This window comes from Oceanobacillus neutriphilus, assembly GCF_014645515.1.
Taxonomy (GTDB): domain Bacteria; phylum Bacillota; class Bacilli; order Bacillales; family Amphibacillaceae; genus Oceanobacillus; species Oceanobacillus neutriphilus.
This window is the reverse complement of the sequence record NZ_BMLW01000006.1, coordinates 171,775-194,985: the sequence shown is the minus strand read 5'-3', so window position 1 is coordinate 194,985 and position 23,211 is coordinate 171,775. Positions and strand designations below refer to the sequence as shown.

20 protein-coding genes are annotated in these 23,211 nt (G+C 39.3%); 15 read left to right on the top strand and 5 right to left on the bottom strand.

Annotated features, from left to right (window positions below):
* Both IEX29_RS11460 and oppF read left to right on the top strand, forming a co-directional pair.
* Positions 1 to 1,047 carry an ABC transporter ATP-binding protein gene (locus IEX29_RS11460; protein WP_188734598.1) on the top strand — a complete coding sequence of 349 codons (1,047 nt, stop codon included), beginning with the start codon at positions 1 to 3 and terminating at the stop codon, positions 1,045 to 1,047.
* A gap of 1 nt (position 1,048) precedes the next feature.
* Positions 1,049 to 1,990, top strand: a complete 942-nt coding sequence (gene oppF / locus IEX29_RS11455) for an ABC transporter ATP-binding protein (RefSeq protein WP_188734597.1) — start codon at positions 1,049 to 1,051, stop codon at positions 1,988 to 1,990.
* A 194-nt stretch (positions 1,991 to 2,184) separates the two neighbouring features.
* Here the strand turns inward: oppF and IEX29_RS11450 are convergent, their stop codons facing one another.
* Genes IEX29_RS11450 through IEX29_RS11435 form a run of 4 tightly spaced genes read right to left on the bottom strand, consistent with a single transcriptional unit; the run spans position 2,185 to position 6,147 of the window.
* On the bottom strand, positions 2,185 to 3,207 hold the full coding sequence (locus tag IEX29_RS11450; RefSeq protein ID WP_188734596.1) for an ABC transporter ATP-binding protein: 1,023 nt from the start codon (positions 3,205 to 3,207) through the stop codon (positions 2,185 to 2,187).
* Positions 3,182 to 4,228 carry an ABC transporter ATP-binding protein gene (locus IEX29_RS11445; protein ID WP_188734595.1) on the bottom strand — a complete coding sequence of 349 codons (1,047 nt, stop codon included), beginning with the start codon at positions 4,226 to 4,228 and terminating at the stop codon, positions 3,182 to 3,184. The genes IEX29_RS11450 and IEX29_RS11445 overlap by 26 nt, the downstream gene beginning before the upstream one ends.
* A gap of 40 nt (positions 4,229 to 4,268) precedes the next feature.
* Positions 4,269 to 5,225: an ABC transporter permease gene (locus tag IEX29_RS11440; RefSeq protein ID WP_188734594.1), complete on the bottom strand. Its 957-nt coding sequence runs from the start codon at positions 5,223 to 5,225 to the stop codon at positions 4,269 to 4,271.
* Positions 5,226 to 5,241: 16 nt separating this feature from the next.
* Positions 5,242 to 6,147, bottom strand: coding sequence for an ABC transporter permease (locus IEX29_RS11435; RefSeq protein ID WP_188734593.1), 906 nt, complete (start codon positions 6,145 to 6,147; stop codon positions 5,242 to 5,244).
* 266 nt (positions 6,148 to 6,413) lie between these two features.
* On the opposite strand from IEX29_RS11435, the gene IEX29_RS11430 reads away from it, so the two are divergent.
* The 12 genes from IEX29_RS11430 (at position 6,414) to IEX29_RS11380 (ending at position 20,525) form a co-directional block, all read left to right on the top strand.
* Positions 6,414 to 6,941, top strand: a complete 528-nt coding sequence (locus IEX29_RS11430; RefSeq protein ID WP_188734592.1) for a DUF2812 domain-containing protein — start codon at positions 6,414 to 6,416, stop codon at positions 6,939 to 6,941.
* Positions 6,942 to 7,304: 363 nt separating this feature from the next.
* A complete protein-coding gene (locus IEX29_RS11425; protein WP_188734591.1) occupies positions 7,305 to 8,504 on the top strand; it encodes a quaternary amine ABC transporter ATP-binding protein in 1,200 nt (399 codons plus the stop codon).
* Positions 8,497 to 9,342 carry an ABC transporter permease gene (locus IEX29_RS26695; RefSeq protein ID WP_204799027.1) on the top strand — a complete coding sequence of 282 codons (846 nt, stop codon included), beginning with the start codon at positions 8,497 to 8,499 and terminating at the stop codon, positions 9,340 to 9,342. The genes IEX29_RS11425 and IEX29_RS26695 overlap by 8 nt, the downstream gene beginning before the upstream one ends.
* 78 nt (positions 9,343 to 9,420) lie before the next feature.
* Positions 9,421 to 10,317, top strand: coding sequence for a glycine betaine ABC transporter substrate-binding protein (locus tag IEX29_RS26690; protein WP_204799028.1), 897 nt, complete (start codon positions 9,421 to 9,423; stop codon positions 10,315 to 10,317).
* 982 nt (positions 10,318 to 11,299) lie between these two features.
* Positions 11,300 to 12,589 (top strand): adenylosuccinate synthase, encoded by a 1,290-nt coding sequence (locus IEX29_RS11415; RefSeq protein WP_188734590.1) that lies wholly within the window; start codon positions 11,300 to 11,302, stop codon positions 12,587 to 12,589.
* A gap of 127 nt (positions 12,590 to 12,716) precedes the next feature.
* Positions 12,717 to 13,007 (top strand): hypothetical protein, encoded by a 291-nt coding sequence (locus IEX29_RS11410; RefSeq protein WP_188734589.1) that lies wholly within the window; start codon positions 12,717 to 12,719, stop codon positions 13,005 to 13,007.
* Between the two features lie 522 nt (positions 13,008 to 13,529).
* Entirely contained in the window at positions 13,530 to 14,231 is a 702-nt protein-coding gene (gene yycF, locus IEX29_RS11405) for a response regulator YycF (RefSeq protein ID WP_077602744.1), read from the top strand.
* Between the two features lie 6 nt (positions 14,232 to 14,237).
* A complete protein-coding gene (walK, locus tag IEX29_RS11400; protein WP_188734705.1) occupies positions 14,238 to 16,067 on the top strand; it encodes a cell wall metabolism sensor histidine kinase WalK in 1,830 nt (609 codons plus the stop codon).
* Positions 16,064 to 17,362, top strand: a complete 1,299-nt coding sequence (locus tag IEX29_RS11395) for a YycH family regulatory protein (RefSeq protein ID WP_188734588.1) — start codon at positions 16,064 to 16,066, stop codon at positions 17,360 to 17,362. Before walK ends, IEX29_RS11395 begins: the two co-directional genes overlap by 4 nt.
* A 1-nt stretch (position 17,363) precedes the next feature.
* Positions 17,364 to 18,299, top strand: a complete 936-nt coding sequence (locus IEX29_RS11390) for a two-component system regulatory protein YycI (RefSeq protein WP_188734587.1) — start codon at positions 17,364 to 17,366, stop codon at positions 18,297 to 18,299.
* Positions 18,296 to 19,099 (top strand): MBL fold metallo-hydrolase, encoded by an 804-nt coding sequence (locus tag IEX29_RS11385; protein ID WP_188734586.1) that lies wholly within the window; start codon positions 18,296 to 18,298, stop codon positions 19,097 to 19,099. The genes IEX29_RS11390 and IEX29_RS11385 overlap by 4 nt, the downstream gene beginning before the upstream one ends.
* A 208-nt stretch (positions 19,100 to 19,307) precedes the next feature.
* Positions 19,308 to 20,525, top strand: a complete 1,218-nt coding sequence (locus IEX29_RS11380; protein WP_188734585.1) for a S1C family serine protease — start codon at positions 19,308 to 19,310, stop codon at positions 20,523 to 20,525.
* Positions 20,526 to 20,788: 263 nt separating this feature from the next.
* Here IEX29_RS11380 and IEX29_RS11375 read toward each other — a convergent pair whose 3' ends face one another.
* The gene (locus IEX29_RS11375) at positions 20,789 to 21,151 is read right to left on the bottom strand and encodes a DoxX family protein (RefSeq protein ID WP_229720193.1); all 363 of its coding nucleotides are present in this window, start codon (positions 21,149 to 21,151) and stop codon (positions 20,789 to 20,791) included.
* A gap of 283 nt (positions 21,152 to 21,434) precedes the next feature.
* Between IEX29_RS11375 and IEX29_RS11370 the strand changes: the two genes are divergently transcribed.
* Positions 21,435 to 23,150 carry an ABC transporter ATP-binding protein gene (locus tag IEX29_RS11370; RefSeq protein ID WP_188734583.1) on the top strand — a complete coding sequence of 572 codons (1,716 nt, stop codon included), beginning with the start codon at positions 21,435 to 21,437 and terminating at the stop codon, positions 23,148 to 23,150.
* Positions 23,151 to 23,211 lie beyond the last annotated feature (61 nt).

The window sequence follows — 23,211 nt, the reverse complement described above, 5'->3', positions numbered from 1 at the left end:
ATGAAAAAATTATTAGAAGTAAAAGATCTTCATATATCGTTCCATACATTTGCCGGGGAAGTGCAGGCAATCCGAGGTGTAGATTTTGATTTACATGAGGGAGAGACACTTGCGATTGTCGGGGAATCTGGTTCAGGTAAATCGGTAACGACAAAGTCAATTATGAGGCTGCTGCCACAGGGTAATTCTGAAATTAAATCAGGAGAGATTCTTTTTAACGGAGAAAATCTTGCAACCGCATCTGAAAAGAAAATGCAAAAAATCCGGGGAAAGGATATTTCAATGATTTTCCAGGATCCAATGACTTCACTGAATCCTACGATGACGATTGGTAAGCAGATTATGGAACCATTAATTAAACATCGAAATTTAGGTAAAAAGGAAGCAACGGAACGTACAATAAAACTACTGGATTTAGTTGGTATTCCAAAACCGGAGACCCGCTTAAAACAATATCCGCATCAATTTTCAGGTGGAATGAGACAGCGTGTGGTTATTGCCATTGCATTGGCTTGTGCTCCGAAAGTATTAATTGCTGATGAGCCGACAACTGCTCTGGATGTAACGATTCAAGGTCAAATACTGGATTTGATGAAGGATCTGCAAAAGAAAATTGAAACATCTATTATATTTATTACGCATGACTTAGGTGTAGTAGCCAATGTTGCTGACCGTGTGGCAGTTATGTACGGCGGCAAGATTGTCGAAGTTGGGACAGTAGATGAGATATTCTACAATCCGCAGCACCCGTATACATGGGGACTAATCAGCTCGATGCCGAGTCTGGATTCACAGGATGAGGAGCTGTTTGTAATTCCGGGTACACCACCAGATCTGCTTCATCCGCCTAAAGGAGATGCGTTTGCACCAAGAAATCCTTACGCTATGAAAATAGACAAGGAAGAACAGCCGCCAATGTTTAAAGTATCTGACACGCATTATGCGGCAACATGGCTTCTGCATCCAGATGCACCTAAAGTAGAGCCCCCATTGGCAGTTCAAGAGCGGCAGGCGAAGTTCCACGCTTCTATAAAGGGGGACAAGTAAGATGACAGAGAAATTGTTAGAGGTAAAAAACCTGAAGCAATATTTTAATATCGGCAAGCCCAAAGAAGTACGGGCTGTTGATGATATAAGCTTTGATATTTATAAAGGTGAGACACTTGGACTGGTTGGAGAATCAGGCTGTGGTAAGTCAACAACAGGAAGAACGTTGATTCGTTTGTATAATGCTACAGGCGGAGAAGTTTTATACGATGGTGTAAATGTTCATGGAAAGAAATCTGGTAAGGAACTAAAAGAATTCAACCAAAAAATGCAGATGATTTTCCAAGACCCTTACGCATCCTTAAATCCAAGAATGAAGATATCTGACATAATTGCAGAGGGTATCGATATTCATGGACTTGCTAAATCACCAAAAGAACGATTAGAAAAGGTCTACAAGCTTCTGGAAACAGTAGGCTTGAATAAGGAGCACGCTAATCGTTATCCGCATGAATTTTCTGGTGGACAGCGGCAAAGAATCGGAATTGCCCGTGCACTTGCAGTAGAGCCGGAATTTATTATAGCGGACGAACCAATATCTGCTTTGGATGTATCCATTCAGGCGCAGGTAGTTAACCTGCTGAAAAAATTGCAAAAAGAACGGGAATTAACTTATTTGTTTATTGCCCATGATTTATCCATGGTCAAATATATCAGCGATCGGATTGGCGTTATGTATTTCGGGAAATTGGTTGAGCTGGCACCTGCAGATGATTTGTATCGGAACCCGGTTCATCCTTATACGCAATCACTGCTTTCCGCAATACCTCTTCCAGATCCGGAATATGAACGCTCAAGGAAGCGGAAAGCATATCGTCCGGACATCCATCAGTATGAGGATGGAGAAGATGTGCGTATGCGTGAAATTTCTCCGGGACATTTTGTTAACTGCTCAGAAAAAGAGTTTGAACAATATAAAGCAAACTATAATCATAAAAAGTAAACATTCTAGACCCGCTTAAATACCCCGTATCGAACCAAGCTTTTGCTGGTTTGATACGGGGTATTTAAGTGGTAATCATGTATAGAAGACGATGTTTTCATCTACGGAAGGCATGAGGGTTTGCTCTATTTTGATTATAATCATACATAACAAGCAAATATGAAACCCTCCCCATCCCTGCTTATATAAATTACTTAAGCATGCACTTGCGCCTGATGCTCACCGGAACGGATAGCTTCCATATGGTGACAAGCTGCACGATGGCCGTCCTTCATCCCTTCGGTGTTACGAAGTTCTGGTACCTTTGTGCGGCATAAATCCGTTGCGAATGGACAACGTGTATGGAAACGGCAGCCTTCCGGAGGATCAATTGGAGAAGGTACATCTCCTTTTAACATAATGCGTTCTTTTTTCTTCTCTACGTCTGTACTGGGTATGGCAGATAGCAGGGCCTTTGTATAAGGATGCATATTATTTGTAAATAATGAATTTTTATCTGCTATTTCGACTATTTTCCCTAAGTACATTACAATAATTCGATCGGAAATATGACGAACTACACCTAGATCATGAGAAATGAAAAGGTACGTTAATTTAAATTCGCGCTGCAGTTTCTTTAACAGGTTGATTACCTGAGCCTGAATAGATACATCAAGCGCAGAAACGGCTTCATCTGCAATAATTAATCTTGGATTTACCGATAATGCACGGGCAATTCCAATACGTTGCCGCTGTCCGCCGCTGAACTCATGCGGGTACCGGTCTGCCTGGTGTGGTCCGAGACCAACTGTGTCCATTAATTCTTTGACACGATCATTTCTTTCTTTTTTCGGTACAGCATTTTGAATTTCCATTGCTTCTGTTAAGATTTGTCGTACAGTATGACGAGGGTTAATCGAAGCATATGGATCCTGGAAGATAATCTGCATATCTTTACGGAATTTATTCATTTCTTTTTTATCCAACTCAAGGATATTGGTATTATCAAATTCTACTTCTCCTGCAGTCGGTTCATCCAGGCGGAGAATCGCCCGGCCAGTTGTTGATTTCCCACAGCCGGATTCTCCTACAATACTAAGTGTTTCTCCCTCAAAAATTTCAAAGGATACATCGTCTACTGCTTTTACGTGATTAACGGTGCGTCCGAAAATCCCGCCTTTAATCGGAAAATATTGTTTTAATTCATTTACTTTAAGAAGTACTTTCTGATCGCTCATAAACGTTCACCTCCGGATCTCCATCCCATTCATCAGAATAAATCCAGCAACGAATTTGGTTACCATCTTCATCTGTTTCTAAATCAGGTAATTTATTTCGGCATAAATCCGTTGCAAATGGGCATCTTGGTGCAAATCGGCAGCCTTTAGGCATATCAGCAGGACTGGGAACAGATCCTTTAATAACTGCTAGATCTCCTTCGACATCTTGATCGTATTGAGGAATAGATTCCATCAAACCGACAGTGTACGGGTGTTTTGGCTCTGTGAATAATGTTTTCTTATCGGTAAATTCAACTACTTTACCACAATACATAACGGCTACATAATCACAGGTCTCGGCAACAACACCTAAGTCATGCGTAATTAATAAAATACCCATATCCAATTTTTTCTGCAAATCTTTCATTAAATCTAAAATTTGTGCCTGAATGGTTACATCCAGTGCGGTTGTCGGCTCATCGGCAATAAGCAAATCTGGATTACATGCAAGGGCAATGGCAATCATTACACGTTGACGCATTCCGCCGGATAATTCAAAAGGATATTGATCCACACGTTTTTCCGGGGAAGGAATACCGACAAGCTTTAACATATCAACCGATTTTTTCTTTGCTTCTTTCTTACTTAGCCCTTGGTGGATACGGAATGATTCTCCAATTTGCTGTCCAACAGTAAAGGTTGGATTAAGAGAAGTCATTGGTTCCTGGAAAATCATTGATATTTCATTACCACGGATTTTACGCATCTGTGCTTCGCTTTTATTTAAGAGATTTTCTCCCTTGAAGAGAATTTCTCCTCCTTTGACTTTTCCTGGTTCTTCAATTAGGCGAAGAATAGATAGTGAGGTAATACTTTTACCGGAACCAGATTCCCCAACGACACCCAGTACTTTTCCTTTTGGAATACTAAATGAAACACCATCTACAGCCTTTACTTCTAAATCTTTTGTAAAGAAAGAAGTCTGTAAATTTTTAATTTCTAATATATTATCATATGAAGTGTCAGGTGCACCTGTCATAGTAAGCAGCTCCTTTCTAAAATCTAGTAATTAGAGAATACTAGTCTAAATCAATGCGCTTGTTCAAGAAACGATAAGCGACGTCTACAAGTAAGTTTACAAAAACGAAGAGAAGTGACGCAACTAAAATAGTACCTTGAACAACCGGGAAATCACGGGCCTGAATCGAATCAATAATTAATTTCCCCATTCCATTAATAGCGAATACAGACTCTGTTAATACAGCTCCTCCCAGAAGTCCGCCGAATTGTAAACCAACCACGGTAACGATTGGAATCAGCGCATTTTTCAATGCGTGCCGATAAATAACGATTTGTTCTTTAACCCCTTTGGCACGGGCAGTCCGGATATAATCCTGTCCAATAACATCCAGCATGCTGGAGCGGGTCATACGCGCAATAATGGCAGCACTGCTTGTACCTAATGTGATAACAGGCAAAACAACCTGACTGAAGCTGCCCCAGCCTGAAGGACTGAACCAGGCTGTATCACTAAAGAAAGGTACCCAGGATGGTAAATCAATTCCAATCGCAAACCATTGAATTAACATTAAACCAAGCCAGAAGTTTGGCATGGATAAGCCGAATAAAGCTACCAGCATGAGTATTGTATCAATTGCAGAATATTTCCGTGTTGCAGAGATAATACCGACAATTAATCCTACAAATACAGCTAAAACTGTACTATAAAAGGCCAGTTCAACAGTAACCCAAAATCTGGCGCCGATTTCAGATGAAACATCCCGTCCGCTTCGCATTGAAGTTCCTAAATCACCTTGGACAGCATTGGTTACATAATCTAAGTACTGTTTTGGAAGCGGGTCATTTAAACCCAGCCGTTCTCTAATATTATCAATTTGTTCCTGTGGAGCACCTTCGCCGGCAATCACTTGTGCAGGGTCCCCGGGAACCAAATGCATCATGCTAAATACGATAATAGATACACCAATTAAGACGGGTATCGTTTGTAAAATACGTCGAATGATAAATTGAAACAAAATGGTTCACCTCTTCCTATTCTCTCGTTTTTGGATCGAATGCATCACGTAATCCATCTCCAAGTAAGTTAAATGCCAGTACAGCTACGACAATAGCAAGCCCCGGGAATAATGCCACATGGGGTGCGTTGTATAAATAGTTTCTGCCGTCACTCAGCATTGCTCCCCATTCCGGTGTAGGAGGCTGTGCGCCCAAACCTAAAAAGGAAAGTCCACTGGCTGATAGAATCGCTGTAGCAATACTTAACGTAGCTTGAACGATAATTGGAGAGGTGATATTAGGTAAAATATGTTTGAAAATAATTCTGGAGTCGCTGGCTCCCAATGCTCTCATAGCATCAATATATTCCAGCTTTTTCACAGATAAAGTAGACCCCCGGACAATTCTGGCAAAAATAGGTACAGACGAAACAGCAACAGCAATGATGACGTTAAACATGTTTCCTCCCAGCACAGTTACAATAGTCAGTGCTAATAGAATACTAGGAAATGCTAATAGTACATCCATTATCCGCATGATAATGCTGTCTGTCCGTTTACCATAATATCCTGCGATAATACCGAGGAATACACCGACAGTTGCCCCAAGTAAAATAGAAAAAAATCCTATCATCAGCGTTAATCCAGTTCCTTGGATTACCCTGCTGAATATGTCCCTTCCAAAGTTATCTGTTCCAAACCAATGATCGGAAGAAGGTGTAGCCAGTTTATTGGTGACATCCTGATCATATAGAGGATCATAAGGGGTTAAGTATGGTCCGACAAGAGCAATAATGATAAGTAAAATAATTAAAATACCGCCGACAACAGCCGACTTATTTTTCTTAAGTTTATTAAAGACACTTTTCCAGCTTTTAAGTCGGGGATTAGGCGGCCTGACAGCTGTCTGCGGCTTTTCGATATGTTCGCTTGAATGACTCATCGGGTTTTTTCATCCTTTCTCTCGTTGTTATAGGTCAGACTTGATTATATCATGAAAAAGTTTAGAGAAATATAATTGATTTGAAAAACGTGAAAAAATACACAGTTTTGAAAATTGTAGAAAAAGGTAAATAATTGCTACAAGAGGGTTTATTTAAATGAATCTGATGCTTTCCTATATAAGAGGCAGGAAGGATTGTTAAAAATCTAGTATAATGATAAATAATTTAAGATATATCATGATTGATTATAAAGAGGTGGAATTTCGTGAAAAAGAAATTTGTTTGGAATCCTGCTAGAATCTTCTTCCATAATACGGGCACCGAAAAATTAGAAACTCTTGCGAAAGAAGGCTGGAGTGTAGAGAAGTTACGATTGGGCGGCCTGCTCTTTCAACTAAAAGAAGATGATCCTAAGGAAGTGCAGTATCACATAGATTTTCAGTCTTTTCAAAATACAGATGAAGATATGCCGCAAATAGACGAAGGATGGGAACTGGTTGATGCACTTGATTATATGGAGATTTTTCAGGGATCGCCGGAAGCTTCGCCAATGGCGGGACATCAGGAGCAGCTGCTGGAGCAATTAAATCAGGAAGGACGATTGCTCAGTAAATATATAATTCTTTCAAGCATTTTTTTAATTGTTTTCTTTATTTTACATATAAAAGCAGGCTGGGCTTTGGTAAAAATGATTCTGCTCGGAGGAATTATTATGGGGGGAACTGCATTCATTCTGATACTGGCTTTGTATATTTTAAATTGGTACAGACGATATAATTTGAAAAATACGTAATAAAAGTGAAAATAAATAGAAACATTAGGGCAATAAAACATGTCGAATTGTAATATAAGGGAGTATTTAAAAGTAAACTGCAGAAAAAGGCAGAAAAGATCATCCTGTATGTGATAGACGAGATAAACTGCTTAAAACTCTTGGGAAACGGCGCTACAGGCCGTTTGAGATTTCCCGGAAACTACCCTATAATAAACAAAGTTGCCTGGAAAAAGGTAAACACATCTATATAGATGCCGTAAAATAAATGAGTCGATAGTTGATTCATTTATTTTTGTTTACAGCATAATTGGTTCAGGAGTACCAAAGATTGATTTACCTAAAAATGTACTACAAATCAAAATAAAATAAAGAGGTGATTACATGGCAGTAGTTGAAGCAAAAAACCTGTCTAAAATCTTTGGTAAAAACATCAGCCAATCTATTAAAATGTTAGATCAGGGCATGACCAAAGAAGAGATATTGAAAAAGACAGGAAATACTGTCGGAGTAAATCGTGCCAGTTTCTCTGTAGAAGAAGGAGAAATATTTGTCATAATGGGGCTTTCTGGAAGTGGGAAGTCTACGCTGGTCCGGTTAATAAATCGTTTAATTGATCCAAGTGAAGGATCTATTCTTATTGATGGAAAAGAATTAGCGACAATGGATAAAAAAGCATTAAGACAAGTACGTCGTGAAAAATTAGGAATGGTCTTTCAGCAATTCGCACTTTTCCCACATCGCACAATTTTACAAAATGCAGGGTTTGGTTTAGAAGTACAAGGCATTGATAAAGCTGAACGGGAAAAACGTGCAGAAGAATCATTAAAACTTGTTGGCCTGGGTGACTACATGCATCAGAAACCTGGCCAATTATCCGGCGGGATGCAGCAGCGTGTAGGACTGGCCCGTGCACTGGCTAACGATCCGAAAGTGCTGTTAATGGATGAAGCTTTCTCAGCACTTGATCCGCTTATCCGTAAAGAAATGCAGGACGAGTTAATTGATTTGCAATCTACAATGAAGAAAACCATTATCTTTATTACGCATGACCTTGATGAAGCTCTCCGCTTAGGAGATCGAATTGCGTTAATGAAAGATGGGGCTATTGTACAAATTGGCACTCCAGAAGAAATTCTAATGAATCCGGCAAATGACTACGTTGAGAAATTTGTGGAGGATGTGGACCGTTCGAAAATCCTCACTGCAAGTCATATTATGAAGCGACCGGAGACAATCAATATTGATAAGCATGGCCCAAGAGCAGCGTTAGAAAGAATGCGCAAGGAAGGAATCTCAAGCATTCTTGTTGTTGATGATAAACGACGCTTACAAGGTTATGTCACAGCAGACGATGCTTCCGAAGCCCGTAAAAAGGAAGTGTCAAACATTAAAGAAATTTTAAAAACAGATATATTAAAAGTTGTACCGGATACACCGATGCAAGAAATTTTCTCTATTATTTATGATACTCCTATCCCAATTGCAGTTGTAGGCGATGATAATCGTTTAAACGGAATTATTGTCCGGGGAGCGGTATTGGCCGCACTTGCAAATGATGGGGAGGTGAATATGGATGCTTGATTTTATGGATAAAATACCATTAGCAGAATGGACTGAGTCTGCGACAAGTTGGATTCAGGATGCATTTGCGTTTCTTTTCGAACCAATTAAAAGCCATTTTGGCGATTTTATGGACTTTATATCTGGAGATCTACTACCAGGTATCCCGCCAATTTTGTTTATCTTAATTGTTGCTGTGATTGCATTCTTTGTTTCCGGTAAGAAATTAGGATTAGCAGTGTTCTCTATCGTTGGTCTATGGTTTGTATATAACCAGGAATTATGGGATGCGTTAATGTCTACAGTGACTTTGGTCATTTTAGCAAGTCTATTGTCTGTCATTATTGGTGTACCAGTGGGAATATTGATGGCAAAGAGCAAAATTGCCAATTCGATTCTTACTCCAGTATTAGACTTTATGCAGACAATGCCGGCATTCGTATATTTAATACCGGCAGTAGCATTCTTCGGAATTGGAATGGTTCCAGGTGTATTCGCATCTCTTATTTTTGCGACACCGCCGACTGTCCGTTTTACAAACTTAGGTATCCGCCAGGTTTCTAATGATTTAATTGAAGCATCTGATTCATTCGGTGCTACAGGGTCACAGAAGCTGTTTAAAGTAGAATTACCTATGGCAAAAGGAACGATTATGGCTGGTATTAACCAGACGGTAATGCTTGCACTTTCAATGGTTGTAATTGCGTCAATGATTGGTGCGCCGGGACTTGGAAGCCAAGTACTTTCTTCTCTTCAACGTGCATCTGTCGGTACCGGATTTGTTGCTGGAATTGGAATTGTAATTCTGGCGATTATTATTGACCGTATTACACAAAATATGAATAAAGGGAAAGAATAAATTTGCGTGATAATCTTTTCATATATGAAAAGTGTCAATATAGCAAAAATTAATTTTAAGAAAAGGGGAGTTTTATTTATGTCTAAATGGAGTCTTAAACGTGCTGGACTTATTGGTTCATTAGCACTTGGACTAGTTGTTGCCGGTTGTGGAAGTAATGACAGCGATGGCGGAGATAGTGATTCTGCAGAAGGCGGAGTAGATGGAGAAATCGAATTAGCCTATGTAGAGTGGGATACAGAGGTAGCCTCTACAAATGTTGTCGGAAAAGTACTGGAAGATTTAGGTTATGATGTGACATTAACCCCGCTTGATAATGCCATTATGTGGGAGGCAGTTGCAAGCGGTGAAGCAGATGGAATGGTAGCTGCCTGGTTACCAGGAACACATGCAGAGCAATTCGAAGCTTATGGTGACCAAGTAGAACAGCTTGGGCCTAACTTAGAAGGTGCAGCAATTGGTCTTGTCGTTCCTGAATATATGGACGTAGATTCTATAGCAGACCTGACAGATGAAGCTGGTCAAACCATTACAGGTATTGAAGCTGGTGCTGGCGTTGTAAATGCTGCTGAAAATGCAGTGGAAGAATATGATAATCTGGATGGCTGGACTGTACAAACTTCTTCCAGTGGTGCAATGGCCACAGAATTAGGCAGTGCTATTAATAATGAAGATGAGATTGTTGTTACTGGATGGTCTCCACACTGGAAATTCCAAAAATATGATTTGAAATATCTAGAAGACCCGGAAGGTGTTTTCGGTGAAGCAGAATCTATTGAAACAATGGTTCGTGAAGGCTTAGAAGATGACGCACCGGAAGCATATCAAGTATTAGATAACTTCTATTGGGATACAGATGATATGGAAGAGGTCATGCTAGCTATTAACGAAGGTGCTTCTCCAGAAGACGCAGCAGCTGATTGGGTAGAAGCTAACCAGGATAAGGTAGCTGAATGGACAGAAGGTATTGAATAATTAATACTTGTCTTATTGAAAAGGCGACTCCAATGATTGTGTTGGGGTCGCTTTTTATTTATAAAAAGAATTATTCTATTGCTATATATGGGGCGTCACTAACATTTTGGGAAAGTTGTACGTCAAGTGAATTTCGACCAAAAACCGGCGATTCTTAGGTAAGAATCATTGGCCATATTATTAATTATTATTGGATAAGAGAGCATTGTTTCATACACAAGGTCATTGATCAAAATCTCGAAGCACTAATTACGTTTAAGTTGGAGGTGATTCTTTCGTTCAGAAATTCTCGGAACGGCAATAATACCTGCACCGATTAATGTAATAATTGTTCCGAAAGTAATAAGTGCCGGTAAAAATACCCATTGATTCTCCTTATTGTCAAAGGGTGATTAGCCTTTCGTGAATTTGTTATTCAATATTTTTCACAATAAGGAAAGTACTAATAAAAAATAAGTTATTCTATTTTTCATATATTGATCTACACAAGTGATATTTATAAGTTTTTGACTAATTGTGAGCATTGTAGGCGTTAGTCAAACAGGTAATCAAAAAGTCAGTTCCTTAGCTTAACGGGAATCGACTTTTTTTAAAATGAAATAACTTAGCTTTTATTTCAATTATAATTTATGGTTTAGAGGCATTTAGAGGCATGGCTGCTATTTACTGACCCGAAAAAATATAAAAAACAATCTTTGGTATAACATTGAAATCCGAACATTAATATGTTTCTGGTTTTATTTAGTCCGTCTTTTAAAAGCTGAACTAAATATAAATAAGATGAACAAAGCATATGATAAACAAAACAGAAAATAACGTTCGTATTCTGCATTGACGTTTATTTTTTTAACTGATAAAATATTAAATAGTGAGTAAAATACAAATAATGATAAATGATTGTTCAGCTGTATATATTATTAAAAGATAAAAAAGCAGACGGGGCAAGAAGCTTCATATATAAAACCAATCTTGGAGGTGCACTATGTCCTCAGTAGTTGTTGTAGGTACGCAATGGGGAGATGAAGGGAAAGGTAAAATTACTGATTTCCTATCTCAAAACGCAGAAGTAGTTGCTCGTTATCAAGGCGGAAATAACGCTGGCCATACGATTAAATTTGATGATGTAACATACAAGTTACATTTAATCCCGTCCGGAATTTTCTTTAGTGAAAAAACCTGTGTGCTTGGAAATGGAATGGTTATTGATCCAAAAGCATTTGTAGAAGAAATTGCTTATTTACATGAGCGCAATGTTTCTACAGATAATCTTCGTATCAGTAATCGCGCACATGTGATTCTTCCATATCATTTGAAGCTGGATATTCTTCAAGAGGAAGAAAAAGGTGCTAATAAAATTGGTACGACGAAAAAAGGAATTGGCCCTGCCTATATGGATAAAGCAGCACGTGTCGGTATCCGTATTGCTGATTTAATGGACAAAGAAGTCTTCCGTGAAAAATTAGAACAAAACTTAAGAGAAAAGAACCGCTTATTTGAAAAAGTATATGAGTCTGATTCCATTCAAGTAGAGGATATTTTAGATGAATACTTTGAATATGGACAGCAAATGGCTCCTTATGTGGTAGATACATCTGTTGTTTTAAATGATGCTATTGATGAAGGGAAACGTGTCCTGTTTGAAGGTGCACAGGGAGTTATGCTGGATATTGACCAGGGTACGTATCCATTTGTAACGTCCTCTAACCCGATTGCCGGCGGTGTGACAATTGGTTCTGGTGTAGGCCCGACAAAAATTAATCATGTTGTAGGTGTGTCTAAAGCATATACAACACGTGTTGGCGACGGTCCTTTCCCGACAGAATTACATGATGAAGTGGGAAATCAAATTCGTGAGGTCGGCCGTGAATATGGTACAACAACAGGGCGTGCGCGCCGTGTAGGCTGGTTTGATAGTGTCGTTGTCCGCCATGCACGCCGTGTGAGCGGAATAACAGATTTATCTCTAAATTCCATTGATGTATTAACAGGTATTGAAACATTAAAAATCTGCGTTGCCTATCGCTATAAAGGGGAAGTTATTAAAGAATTCCCTGCAAGCTTAAAAGCGTTAGCAGAGTGCGAACCGGTATATGAAGAAATGCCAGGCTGGACGGAGGACATTACAGGAGTGAAGACATTGGATGAACTTCCAGCCAATGCGCGTCACTATCTGGAGCGGATTTCCCAGCTGACAGAAATTCCATTATCTATCTTTTCCGTTGGTCCGGACCGTTCGCAGACAAACGTAGTAAGAAGTGTGTATCGTCCATAATAAAATAATGAATACAGGAAAAGGAGCTGATTGCGGAAATCAGCTCCTTTTCCTATGAGGGAGCCCCCTTACTGAATGAAGCTTCACTTTATGATAAGATGGGGGAAATGATAAAGGGGAGATAACGATGAATTTTGTTCGGCCAGGGGCAGATTATGATGTTTTTATGCTAGTGTTATCTATTATCATGTTAATCATTTTCACCTTTTTGGCAGCGACGATTGTGTATGCTTTCTTAAAAAGGGATAGGCAGAAGCCTGGATATTATATTTTTTATACTTTTATACTCTTATGTGCTATTTTTCAATTAATTAACCTTTTCCAGAGTTATACATGGTTAGCGATAGCAGCAATAATCATCTATCTTATTTTTGGACTGATCGTTTTTCTGGCACTCCGTAAAAAAAGAGAGAAATAAGTATTAGAAAAATAACGTATCCAATTTTTTCTAACGTATATTTATATTCAGCCAGCAAGACAGAAGCGCTGTTTTACGTTAGAATAGAGAGAGGCACTCTATTTAAATAATTATATTTTATAATGAAGGGTCAATACTAAAATAATTGACTGATATAGGTGTATAAAAATATGGTAATAACACTATTTTGCGACGGAACGAGTAATCATGTGATGTTCTCAGGTTAATAAAATTTTAAAATAGATTAATACAGATAGTAACGAAACTCACTAGCGTAGGAAAAACACGTAGACTCCTATGGGAAAGCGCGGTGGGAAGACCCCGCAGAAAAAAAGTGGTCTTCTTTTTTTCGAGGAGGCTGAGTGCAAGCCCATGGAAAGCGAAGTGTTTTTCCGCAGCGGCCGGATTAACCTGACAATATTCGTAATAGAAGTCTCTGGTTTTTACAGTTTACAAACAAGAAGAGATAAACATTAAAAATAAATGAAAACGAAATTATTTAACTAAAAGGATGTGCAACCAATGAGTCAAAAAATATTAGTTGTAGATGATGAACAGCCAATTGCAGATATATTACAATTTAACTTAGAAAAAGAAGGCTATCAGGTAGTGGTGGCAAATGATGGAGATACAGCGATTGAACTTGCGGAATCAGAGCGCCCTAACCTAATTTTGCTGGATATCATGCTGCCTGGAAAAGACGGGAACGAGGTCTTGCGTGAAGTGCGTAAAACACAGAGTATCCCGGTTATTATGCTGACTGCAAAGGATGCGGAAATTGATAAAGTGCTTGGATTAGAGCTGGGTGCAGATGACTATGTAACCAAACCATTCAGCAATCGTGAATTAATTGCACGTGTCAAAGCAAATCTGCGTCGTGAAAATGTTACGGAGGAGCCGTCAAAAACAACGAAGGATATTGTTATCGGAGATTTAGTCGTTCATCCGGATGCGTATGTTGTTTCCCGTAAAGGAGTAGAGATTGAATTAACCCATCGTGAATTTGAACTCTTACACTATTTGGCACGTCATATCGGACAGGTAATGACACGGGAACACTTGTTGGAAACTGTGTGGGGCTATGATTATTTTGGAGATGTGCGTACCGTAGATGTTACCGTTCGCCGTTTGCGTGAAAAAATTGAAGAAAACCCTAGTAACCCATTATGGATTGTAACAAGAAGAGGTGTCGGATATTATCTGCGTAATCCTGAACAGGAGTAAGGCATGATGAATAAAGTTGGTTTTTTCAGGTCGATCCAGTTAAAGTTTATTATTATTTACATCCTGCTGCTAATTTTAGCTGTACAGGTTATTGGGTCTTTTTTTACAAACCGGTTGGAAGATGACTTGACGACAACCTTTAAACAATCAATTAATGAGCGTGTCGAGATGCTGAGCTATAATCTGGAACAAGCCTTTATAAGAGAACGTTCGGAAGAAGATCCGAGTTTAGAGCAGGAAATTCAGACAATTATTGAGGATGTCAATACAGATAATCTGGCAACGACGATCCATGTATATGATAATCAAAGAAGGATTTTAGGGACAAACCGGATCGATGGGAGATCAGAAGTTGGAAGAAAAACCACAGATATTGATGTAAAGAATACCTTGCTTTTTGATAAGTCCCAGCAAAAACCTTATTTTGACCGGGAGACAGACAGCAGAGTCTATGTACATGTGGAACCATTGGTCGGAGATGATGGAAATACAGTTGGTGCGATTCAATTTAAAGCCTCTATGGAGGAGGTTTATGATCAGATTGAAGGTATTAATAATATCTTTCTCCAGGGCTCCATCTTAGCAATAAGTATCTCTGCAATACTCGGGATTCTAGTCGCACGTACGATTACCAAACCGATTCAGGAAATGCGTGAACAAGCATTGATTATGTCGAATGGAGACTTTACACAGCAGCTCGAGATCTATGGCCGGGATGAAATCGGACAGCTTGCGGAGGCATTTAATGACTTAAACAGCAGACTGAAGCATTCCTATGCCACCATTGAAGAGGAACGGAGGAAATTAAGCTCTGTTCTATCCTATATGAGTGACGGTGTTATTGCTACAGACGATTCTGGGGCCGTAACATTGATGAATGATGCCGCAGCCAGAATGATTGGATTAAATCCGGATGATGTCATTGGAGAAGATTTAATTGATGTTCTGAAGCTGGAAGAAAAAGTTGTCGATATCAGCAAGCTGCCGGACAGCGGTTCGATAATTATTGATTTCAGTGATGAAGAAACACCATTTATTATACGGGCGAATTTTTCTACAGTTGTTGATGAGGAAGAAGAAACGACTGGTTTTATCACCGTGATTAGTGACGTTACCGAGCAGGAGAAAATTGATCAGGAACGCAGAGACTTTGTGTCGAATGTGTCACATGAGCTCCGGACACCGCTGACAACAATGAAAAGTTATCTAGAAGCGTTATCTGATGGCGCTTGGGAAAACAAAGAAATTGCACCGCGATTTTTAGAGGTCACACAGAAAGAAACAGACCGTATGATCCGGATGGTAAACGACCTGCTGCAGCTGTCTAAAATGGATTCGGATGAATTGCCGATGCATAAGGAAAGAACAGAATTTATGGGCTATGTGCATCAGGTTCTTGACCGGTACGAAATGAATCTGCCGGAAACAATTACGTTAGAGCGTAATATACCAAAAGGAAAATCATTTGTATGGATGGATAGAGATAAAATTACCCAGGTGTTTGACAACGTTATTACCAATGCTTTCAAATACTCTCCGGAAGGCGGAAAGGTTCGTGTAAATCTCGATGTAAGACGCCATATTGTTATTGTCAGTATTCTGGACGAAGGTGTGGGTATTCCATATGATAAGCTCGATAAAATATTTGACCGTTTCTACCGTGCCGATCGTGCCAGAACGAGAAAGCTTGGAGGAACCGGACTTGGCCTGGCTATCACAAAAGAGCTTGTAGAAGCCCATCATGGAAAAATCTGGGCGCAAAGTAAAGAAGGACGAGGAACAACAATTCTATTTACCTTGCCACTCATGGGTTCGAAGCGGGGGAAAGGCAAATGAAGTTAGAGACTGCAAAATCATTGTTGCTGATTATATTAATAGGAACGAGCTTAATTCTTACTTTTGGGATGTGGAATTATCGGGCAGAATATGAACCGCTAAATGATGATGAGTCGATTGATAAAGCTGATCTGGGCGGCGAGCAAAAGAATGCAAATGATGTTGTGAAACCGAATAACGTTGTTTTTAAAATAAATGGAGAATTCTACAGCTATGAGGATCCAGAAGATAGTGCTGAATTATTTGAAGATATCCAGACATGGGAAATGACGGATCTGCAAAATACAGATGTAGAAGAAAAGACTGCTGATGCAGAAGTAGAAATTATATTTCCAACAGGAGTTCCATTATCTTTATTTGAAAGTATTTTAAATACGGACCGTACATTGACGAATAATATGAATTTTTATGTAGATCGGTTTTATATTCAATTACAAGAAGAAGATCAGTTATTAAAGGTTTATTTTGTTTCTTTGGATGGGGATGAAGTAGTTGAAGGTACTATCCATTCCACGACAAATTATGAGCAGCTGCTGTCGATGTTTAGTAATTTGAAAGGTGAGAAATATCAAGAAAATCATTTATTGACGGAGACTGCCAGAAATATATATATTCCAGATGGAGAAAAAACAATGCAATCCTTTAAGTATACCTTTAATATGACTAGGACTGCTGATGTTAGAAATATCATGTTTGCCCGTCCCAATCTGGTGAGTGAATCGAAATCTGCGGAATCAATTATGTATCGGACAGATGATAGACAATTAAATATTACAGGGGGCGGGATGAAGTTTATCAATGTCGCTGAGTGGAATAAAGAACCGGCAGATAAAAGTGTCTTTCAGCAAAGTCTGGAAAATATTAACGAGCATGCAGGGTTTACAGATGATTATCGTTTGGACAGCTATACGGATGACAGTATTACTTACCGGCTGTACCGGCTCCAATATCCTGTTATAAATAATTCTTATATGGATTTATCAACAATATATCAAAGATGGCAGAGTGATCAATTGAGTGAATACACCCGTTCCTTGATATCACTGGATACGGTTGCTAATACATCCAGCATAAAATTAAGAGACAGTGATGAAATCATTTCGAGCATCCAGCAGAATAAAAATGTAGCAGACATTCAGGATGTGCAGATTGGATATCGTTTGACGGTTGAAAAGGATGTTAATGGTGAGGACTATGCATTATTAGAACCGGATTGGTACCAGCGTGTGAATGACAGCTGGTCAGTAGTACCAGAAAAAAACACAGGAACACAGAACGTTGAAGGGGGAAGCTGAGATGCGATGGTCACATATTAAAACACTGTTTATCCTCAGCTTCCTTATCCTGAATGGGTATTTACTATACCAATTTATCAGCAAACAGGATGAAATGAATATTCCAGAGCTGGATACGACTAATATGGACCTGGACGAAGAGCTGAGAGATGAAGACATTACTATTTCTGCTGATGTTGATTTTGAGGTCCCGGAACTGAGTTATATTTCCTCTGCACAAAAGAAATTTACCGGGTCAGAAATAAGTGATTTAAATGATAATAAGAATATTAATGCGGAGAAGAGCATGGATAGTCAATTATTAATAGCAGAGTTTTCTTCTCCATTAAAGATTCCTGACAATGCAGATGAAGAAACTCTTTCCAGTCTGGTTAGCCCTTATATTCTGGATTCATCCGACTTTTCCTTTGGAGCATGGGATGATGATTTAAATATTATTGTTTTCTTTCAAAATAAGGAAGGGCATCCAATTTACTTAAATCGACATGCAATGCTTACTTTTTATGTGAATGATAATAATGAAATTACACATTACACACAAACCATGTTAGGGGATACTGATCCACAGGGAAGCCCAACCTTAAATACACCTAAGATTGCTATTAGTTCCTTGCTGCAAAGCCGTTATTTAAATGCAGAAGATAATATAACAGATGTCAGCTACGGCTATTACTCAAGAATTGCGGAAGCGGAAGAGGGAACGCAAGTCTTCGCCCCGACCTATAAAATAACTGTAAATGGCGAGAGTGATTACTTTGTAAACGCAGCAGAGTCCACTACCTATTCCGGCAACTATAGAGATTATCTTGTAAAAATGTTGGCGGGAAATTATTTAAGAAAGCTTAATTTAATGGCGGATGAGGATGATTCTATGGCAGATAGCCTTATTTCTGTCATAGAGAATAAGATTGAGCCTTTTAGGAGTGATTTAGAATGACCTTACGTTTTAGTGTGCTTGCATCAGGGAGTACAGGCAATGCATTTTATATAGAATCAGAACAGCAGCGGCTGCTGGTAGACGCTGGATTAAGCGGAAAAAAGATGGACTGGCTTTTTGGAGAGATTGATGTTGACCCGTCACGACTTGACGGAATTCTTGTAACACATGAGCATAGTGACCATATTAAAGGGCTGGGTATCTTTGCCCGGAAGTATAATCTGCCTATCTATGCAAATGAGAAAACATGGCAGGCAATGGATAATTCCCTTGGCAAACTGACAATTGATCAAAAGTTTCAATTCGATATGGAATCTGTCCGGGGCTTTGGCGATATAGAAGTCGAATCGTTTGGTGTATCTCATGATGCTGCAGAACCAATGTTTTATACATTCCGCAATAACGGACAGAAGGTTGCACTTGTTACGGATTTAGGATATGTATCTGAACGGATTAAGAAAACTGTCGAAGATGCAGATGCTTATATATTTGAAGCAAATCATGATGTAGAGATGCTGCGGATGGGGCGCTATCCATGGAATGTAAAACGACGTATCCTGGGAGACTCCGGACACGTTTCCAATGAAGATTCCGGCCTTGCCCTGGCAGATATTATCTCTAACCGCACGAAGCGGATTTACTTAGCTCACCTCAGCTTAGATAATAATATGAAGGATCTGGCGCGCATGTCTGTCAATCAAACTTTGGCTGAACGGGGAATAGAGATAGATCTGCATGATACAGACCCCGAAGCACCAACACCGCTTTACGAGGTCAGTACTGTAACAGAGCGTGTGTGAACGGGATAGAAATTTTCAAATGAAAAGGTACAGAGGTCTGTATTGGGATAAAAATTTCATTTATGCATAAACTGAAATTAGCCGCCCAATACAGTCCTTTTTATTTAATCTGTTTATAAAAGAAATAAGAATTATGGGTTTAGTACTAAATGAATTTTGGGAATACTTAGGTAGATATTAGTAGATAAATTGACAAGGAGAAGGATATATGGAATATAATGATCAACCGGATCAGCCGCAGCTGCCAAAACCGCCGGGCAATAAAAATAAATGGCTTGTCCCGCTATTACTAGGCATTATCATTGGCGGAATACTCGTGTTGCTTATTAACCCTGATTTTCTTAATAATGAAAATACTGAGCAGGCAAATCTTGCTGAAGAAGAAAGCAATGGGAACTCCGGCAGCATTGATGATTCAGCAGGCCAGCCGATGCAGGTAGATGTCTCCACACAGCTGACAGATATTATTGAACAAGTAACTCCAGCTGTAGTCGGTATTACCAATATCCAGCAGAATGTCTCCTGGGGGGCAGGTGCAGACGGTATTGAAGCTGGATCTGGATCAGGTGTTATTTATAAAGTAGAGAATGGTGAAACGTATATTGTAACGAACCACCATGTTATAGAAGACGCAGATGCAGTGGAAGTTATTATGTATGATGATACACATATGGAAGCAGATATCATTGGAAGTGATTTATTTACAGACTTAGCAGTACTTAAAATGGAGAGCGGAAATAAAGATAAGGCAATGGAAGTAGGCTCCTCGGCAAATTTGAAGGTAGGAGAGCCGGCGATTGCTATCGGGAACCCGTTAGGAGCATACTTATCGAGCACCGTTACCCAAGGTGTAATCAGTGGAACAGAGCGTACCATTCCAATGGATTTTAATTTTGATGGGCAGCCTGATTGGCAGGCAGAAGTTGTTCAGACAGATGCAGCGATTAACCCGGGAAATAGCGGCGGTGCACTGATTAATTTATATGGACAGTTAATTGGTATTAATTCCATGAAAATTAATGAAGAAGCGGTAGAGGGAATCGGATTTGCGATTCCAATTGATAGTGCCCTTCCTGTTATGCAGGAGTTGGAGGAGCATGGTGAAGTCGTCCGTCCATTCTTAGGCGTAGAGATTTATTCGATTGAGGAGCTGCCTCAGTATGAATGGAGAAATACTTTGAAGCTGCCGTTAGAAGTAGATGGCGGCGTGTATGTATGGAGTGTGGAAAACGCATCTCCAGCTGATAAAGCCGGCATTGAACAATATGATGTCATTGTTGCGTTAGACGGAGAGCCTGTGTATAACACAATTGATTTGCGGAAAATCCTTTATGAGCAGAAAGACGTCGGAGATCATATAAAAGTAGACTATTACCGGGATGGAGAGCTTAATCAGACCGAGATTGTGCTGGAGGTTCAAGAATAAGGAGAGAAGAATGGATGAAAAGAAGAATCATCCATTCTTTTTTTGCTGGTTAATTATCCACAGAAACAGAGAATTATACACAAATAGTGGATAAATATGGACTGCAATTCTATATTTGGTGTGGAAAACATGTTCCTATACAAGATAACGGCGAACATTTGTGCATATGTGGATATAATTGTGGATAAGATTAGTTTATCCATAGGATATATACAGGTTTTTAGAATTACACAGATGTTGTCCACAATCTGGTTGTGGGAAAGTTAAGTAAAGGCTTCTTTTTCCTTGCGCTGTGTCCAAAGGAAGATAAGCAGTATAAGTAATGTAATATCTAATCGTGATGCAAAGAGAAATGCAAATACCCCGTCGCCTGTCAGGACAGGCAGCTTTGTAAAAAAGAGTGCACCAAGCATAATGAAAATAAGCGGAATAATAGATATGTGGATAAATATTCTGCCGATTAACAGCATCCCCGCCATCACTTCGAAAAGAGCTACAAAAAAATAAACATAATTAGATAAAGGTACACCCATCTGTTCAAAACTGCTGACCATCGAGAGGTCAATAAATTTCATCAGTCCGGAAACAAGAAAAACAGATCCCACCAGATAGCAAATAAGCTTCATTGGTTTCACGTGAAACGCCCCCTTTTTTAATGGTATGCACGGACTGGGACAAACTTTCTCAGTACATTGGAAAAGTATAAGTTTAACGGAAATTTATTCTTGTTCCAGGAGACCTGAATTCAGATACAGATTAAAGTCTCAGTTGTCTACACTTTTAAATGGAGGCAGCTTGCGTTTTTTATTCGAATATGAAGTTAAGTATATTGTTTTCATAAGAGATTAAATATATAATTCATTAATATGTGCATTACCATTATAAAAAACAAAAGAAAGGGAGATAAGGATGCTGCGTCAATTTTTTTCATATTATAAACCACATAAGCGGTTATTTATTATAGATTTCTCTGCTGCAGTAGTTGTAGCACTGCTTGAATTGGCATTTCCGGTAGCTGTTCAATGGTTTATTGATCAGCTGTTGCCTGGTCAGGACTGGGATACGATTGTTGTCACTTCTGTATTGCTGCTGATTATTTATATTATCAGTACTTACTTGCAATATGTTGTTTCCTATTTAGGGCATAAGCTCGGCATTAATATAGAAACAGACATGCGCCGTGATTTATTCTATCAGGTACAGAGACAATCTTTTCGTTTCTTTGATAATACGAAAACAGGTCATATCATGAGCCGTATTACCAATGATTTATTCGATTTAGGAGAGCTGGCCCATCATGGTCCAGAGGATTTCTTTATCTCGATTATGACATTTATGGGTGCATTCTTTATTATGTTCACCATCAATCCAGTTTTAGCACTTATTGTTCTTATTACCGTACCTCTCTTGATTTTCCTTATTACGTTTGGAAATATTCGCATGAATAAGGCATGGAGGAAAATGTATGCAAATATTGCGGGAGTTAACGCAAGGATAGAAGACGCTGTTTCAGGTGTACGTGTCGTACAATCCTTTACAAATGAAGAATTTGAGAAGGAACGATTCCAGGAGAATAATGAAAAGTTTCGCCTGGTGAAGGTAGGGGCATATAAAATAATGGGGATTGTTCATTCGAATATTTTCCTGCTTATGCGTTTAATGACACTGCTTGTACTTGTCGTAGGCGCCTGGTTCACTTATACAGACCGTCTGAGCTATGGAGAATTAGTCAGTTTTATCCTGTTTGTAAATGTACTAACAACACCGATTAATAAAATTACAGCGCTCTTAGAGCTTTATCCAAAAGGGATGGCAGGCTTCAAACGTTTTTCAGATATGATGGCAGTGAATCCAGATGTCAGGGACAAACCGGATGCTGCAGTAGTCAGTGATTTAAAAGGAGATATTCGATTTAATCAGGTCGGCTTCAGCTATGATAAAACGAAAAAACCTGTTTTAAGTGATATCAGCTTTCATATTAATCCAGGAGAAACAATTGCTTTTGTTGGGCCTTCTGGTGCAGGGAAAACCACTATCTCTGCGTTGATTCCAAGATTTTATGATGTGAATGAGGGATCGATTACGATAGATGGAATGGATATCCGGGATATGACAAAGGAATCCCTCCGCAGTAATATAGGCGTTGTTCAGCAGGATGTATTTCTATTTACCGGAACGCTGCGTGAGAATATCGCTTATGGCAATTTAAAAGCAACAAATGAAGAAATAGAGCTTGCGGCCAAACGTGCACATATGGAAGACTTTATCAATGAGCTTCCGGATGGTTACGAAACACAGGTCGGGGAGCGGGGCTTGAAGCTGTCAGGAGGACAAAAACAGCGTATAGCAATTGCACGTATGTTCTTGAAAAATCCGCCAATCCTTATTTTGGATGAAGCAACCTCTGCACTTGATACAGAAACAGAGATGATTATCCAGAAAGCACTGAACGAGCTTGCAGCCAACCGCACGACACTTGTTATCGCGCATCGTCTTGCTACAATTAAAGAAGCAGACCGCATTATGGTTGTGACGAAAAAAGGCATTGAAGAAGAAGGAACACATGAAGAACTCTTACAGAAAAAGGGTATCTTTGCTCATCTGCATGGAGTGCAGATGAAATAATCGGACAGGCTGTGGTAAAGCACAGCCTGTTTTTTTGGCTTTGCGCCCATTTCCCGGGAAA

What these genes read in the sequence shown, in the direction of transcription:
- IEX29_RS11410 (WP_188734589.1), top strand. Translation starts at nt 12,717, where the DNA reads ATGAATTTTGTTCGGCCAGGGGCAGATTATGATGTTTTTATGCTAGTG.
- oppF (WP_188734597.1), top strand. Translation starts at nt 1,049, where the DNA reads ATGACAGAGAAATTGTTAGAGGTAAAAAACCTGAAGCAATATTTTAAT.
- IEX29_RS11395 (WP_188734588.1), top strand. Translation starts at nt 16,064, where the DNA reads ATGAAGTTAGAGACTGCAAAATCATTGTTGCTGATTATATTAATAGGA.
- IEX29_RS26695 (WP_204799027.1), top strand. Translation starts at nt 8,497, where the DNA reads ATGCTTGATTTTATGGATAAAATACCATTAGCAGAATGGACTGAGTCT.
- IEX29_RS11460 (WP_188734598.1), top strand. Translation starts at nt 1, where the DNA reads ATGAAAAAATTATTAGAAGTAAAAGATCTTCATATATCGTTCCATACA.
- IEX29_RS11390 (WP_188734587.1), top strand. Translation starts at nt 17,364, where the DNA reads ATGCGATGGTCACATATTAAAACACTGTTTATCCTCAGCTTCCTTATC.
- IEX29_RS11385 (WP_188734586.1), top strand. Translation starts at nt 18,296, where the DNA reads ATGACCTTACGTTTTAGTGTGCTTGCATCAGGGAGTACAGGCAATGCA.
- IEX29_RS11445 (WP_188734595.1), bottom strand. Translation starts at nt 4,228, where the DNA reads ATGACAGGTGCACCTGACACTTCATATGATAATATATTAGAAATTAAA.
- IEX29_RS11415 (WP_188734590.1), top strand. Translation starts at nt 11,300, where the DNA reads ATGTCCTCAGTAGTTGTTGTAGGTACGCAATGGGGAGATGAAGGGAAA.
- IEX29_RS26690 (WP_204799028.1), top strand. Translation starts at nt 9,421, where the DNA reads ATGTCTAAATGGAGTCTTAAACGTGCTGGACTTATTGGTTCATTAGCA.
- IEX29_RS11375 (WP_229720193.1), bottom strand. Translation starts at nt 21,151, where the DNA reads ATGAAGCTTATTTGCTATCTGGTGGGATCTGTTTTTCTTGTTTCCGGA.
- walK (WP_188734705.1), top strand. Translation starts at nt 14,238, where the DNA reads ATGAATAAAGTTGGTTTTTTCAGGTCGATCCAGTTAAAGTTTATTATT.
- IEX29_RS11450 (WP_188734596.1), bottom strand. Translation starts at nt 3,207, where the DNA reads ATGAGCGATCAGAAAGTACTTCTTAAAGTAAATGAATTAAAACAATAT.
- IEX29_RS11425 (WP_188734591.1), top strand. Translation starts at nt 7,305, where the DNA reads ATGGCAGTAGTTGAAGCAAAAAACCTGTCTAAAATCTTTGGTAAAAAC.
- yycF (WP_077602744.1), top strand. Translation starts at nt 13,530, where the DNA reads ATGAGTCAAAAAATATTAGTTGTAGATGATGAACAGCCAATTGCAGAT.
- IEX29_RS11435 (WP_188734593.1), bottom strand. Translation starts at nt 6,147, where the DNA reads ATGAGTCATTCAAGCGAACATATCGAAAAGCCGCAGACAGCTGTCAGG.
- IEX29_RS11380 (WP_188734585.1), top strand. Translation starts at nt 19,308, where the DNA reads ATGGAATATAATGATCAACCGGATCAGCCGCAGCTGCCAAAACCGCCG.
- IEX29_RS11370 (WP_188734583.1), top strand. Translation starts at nt 21,435, where the DNA reads ATGCTGCGTCAATTTTTTTCATATTATAAACCACATAAGCGGTTATTT.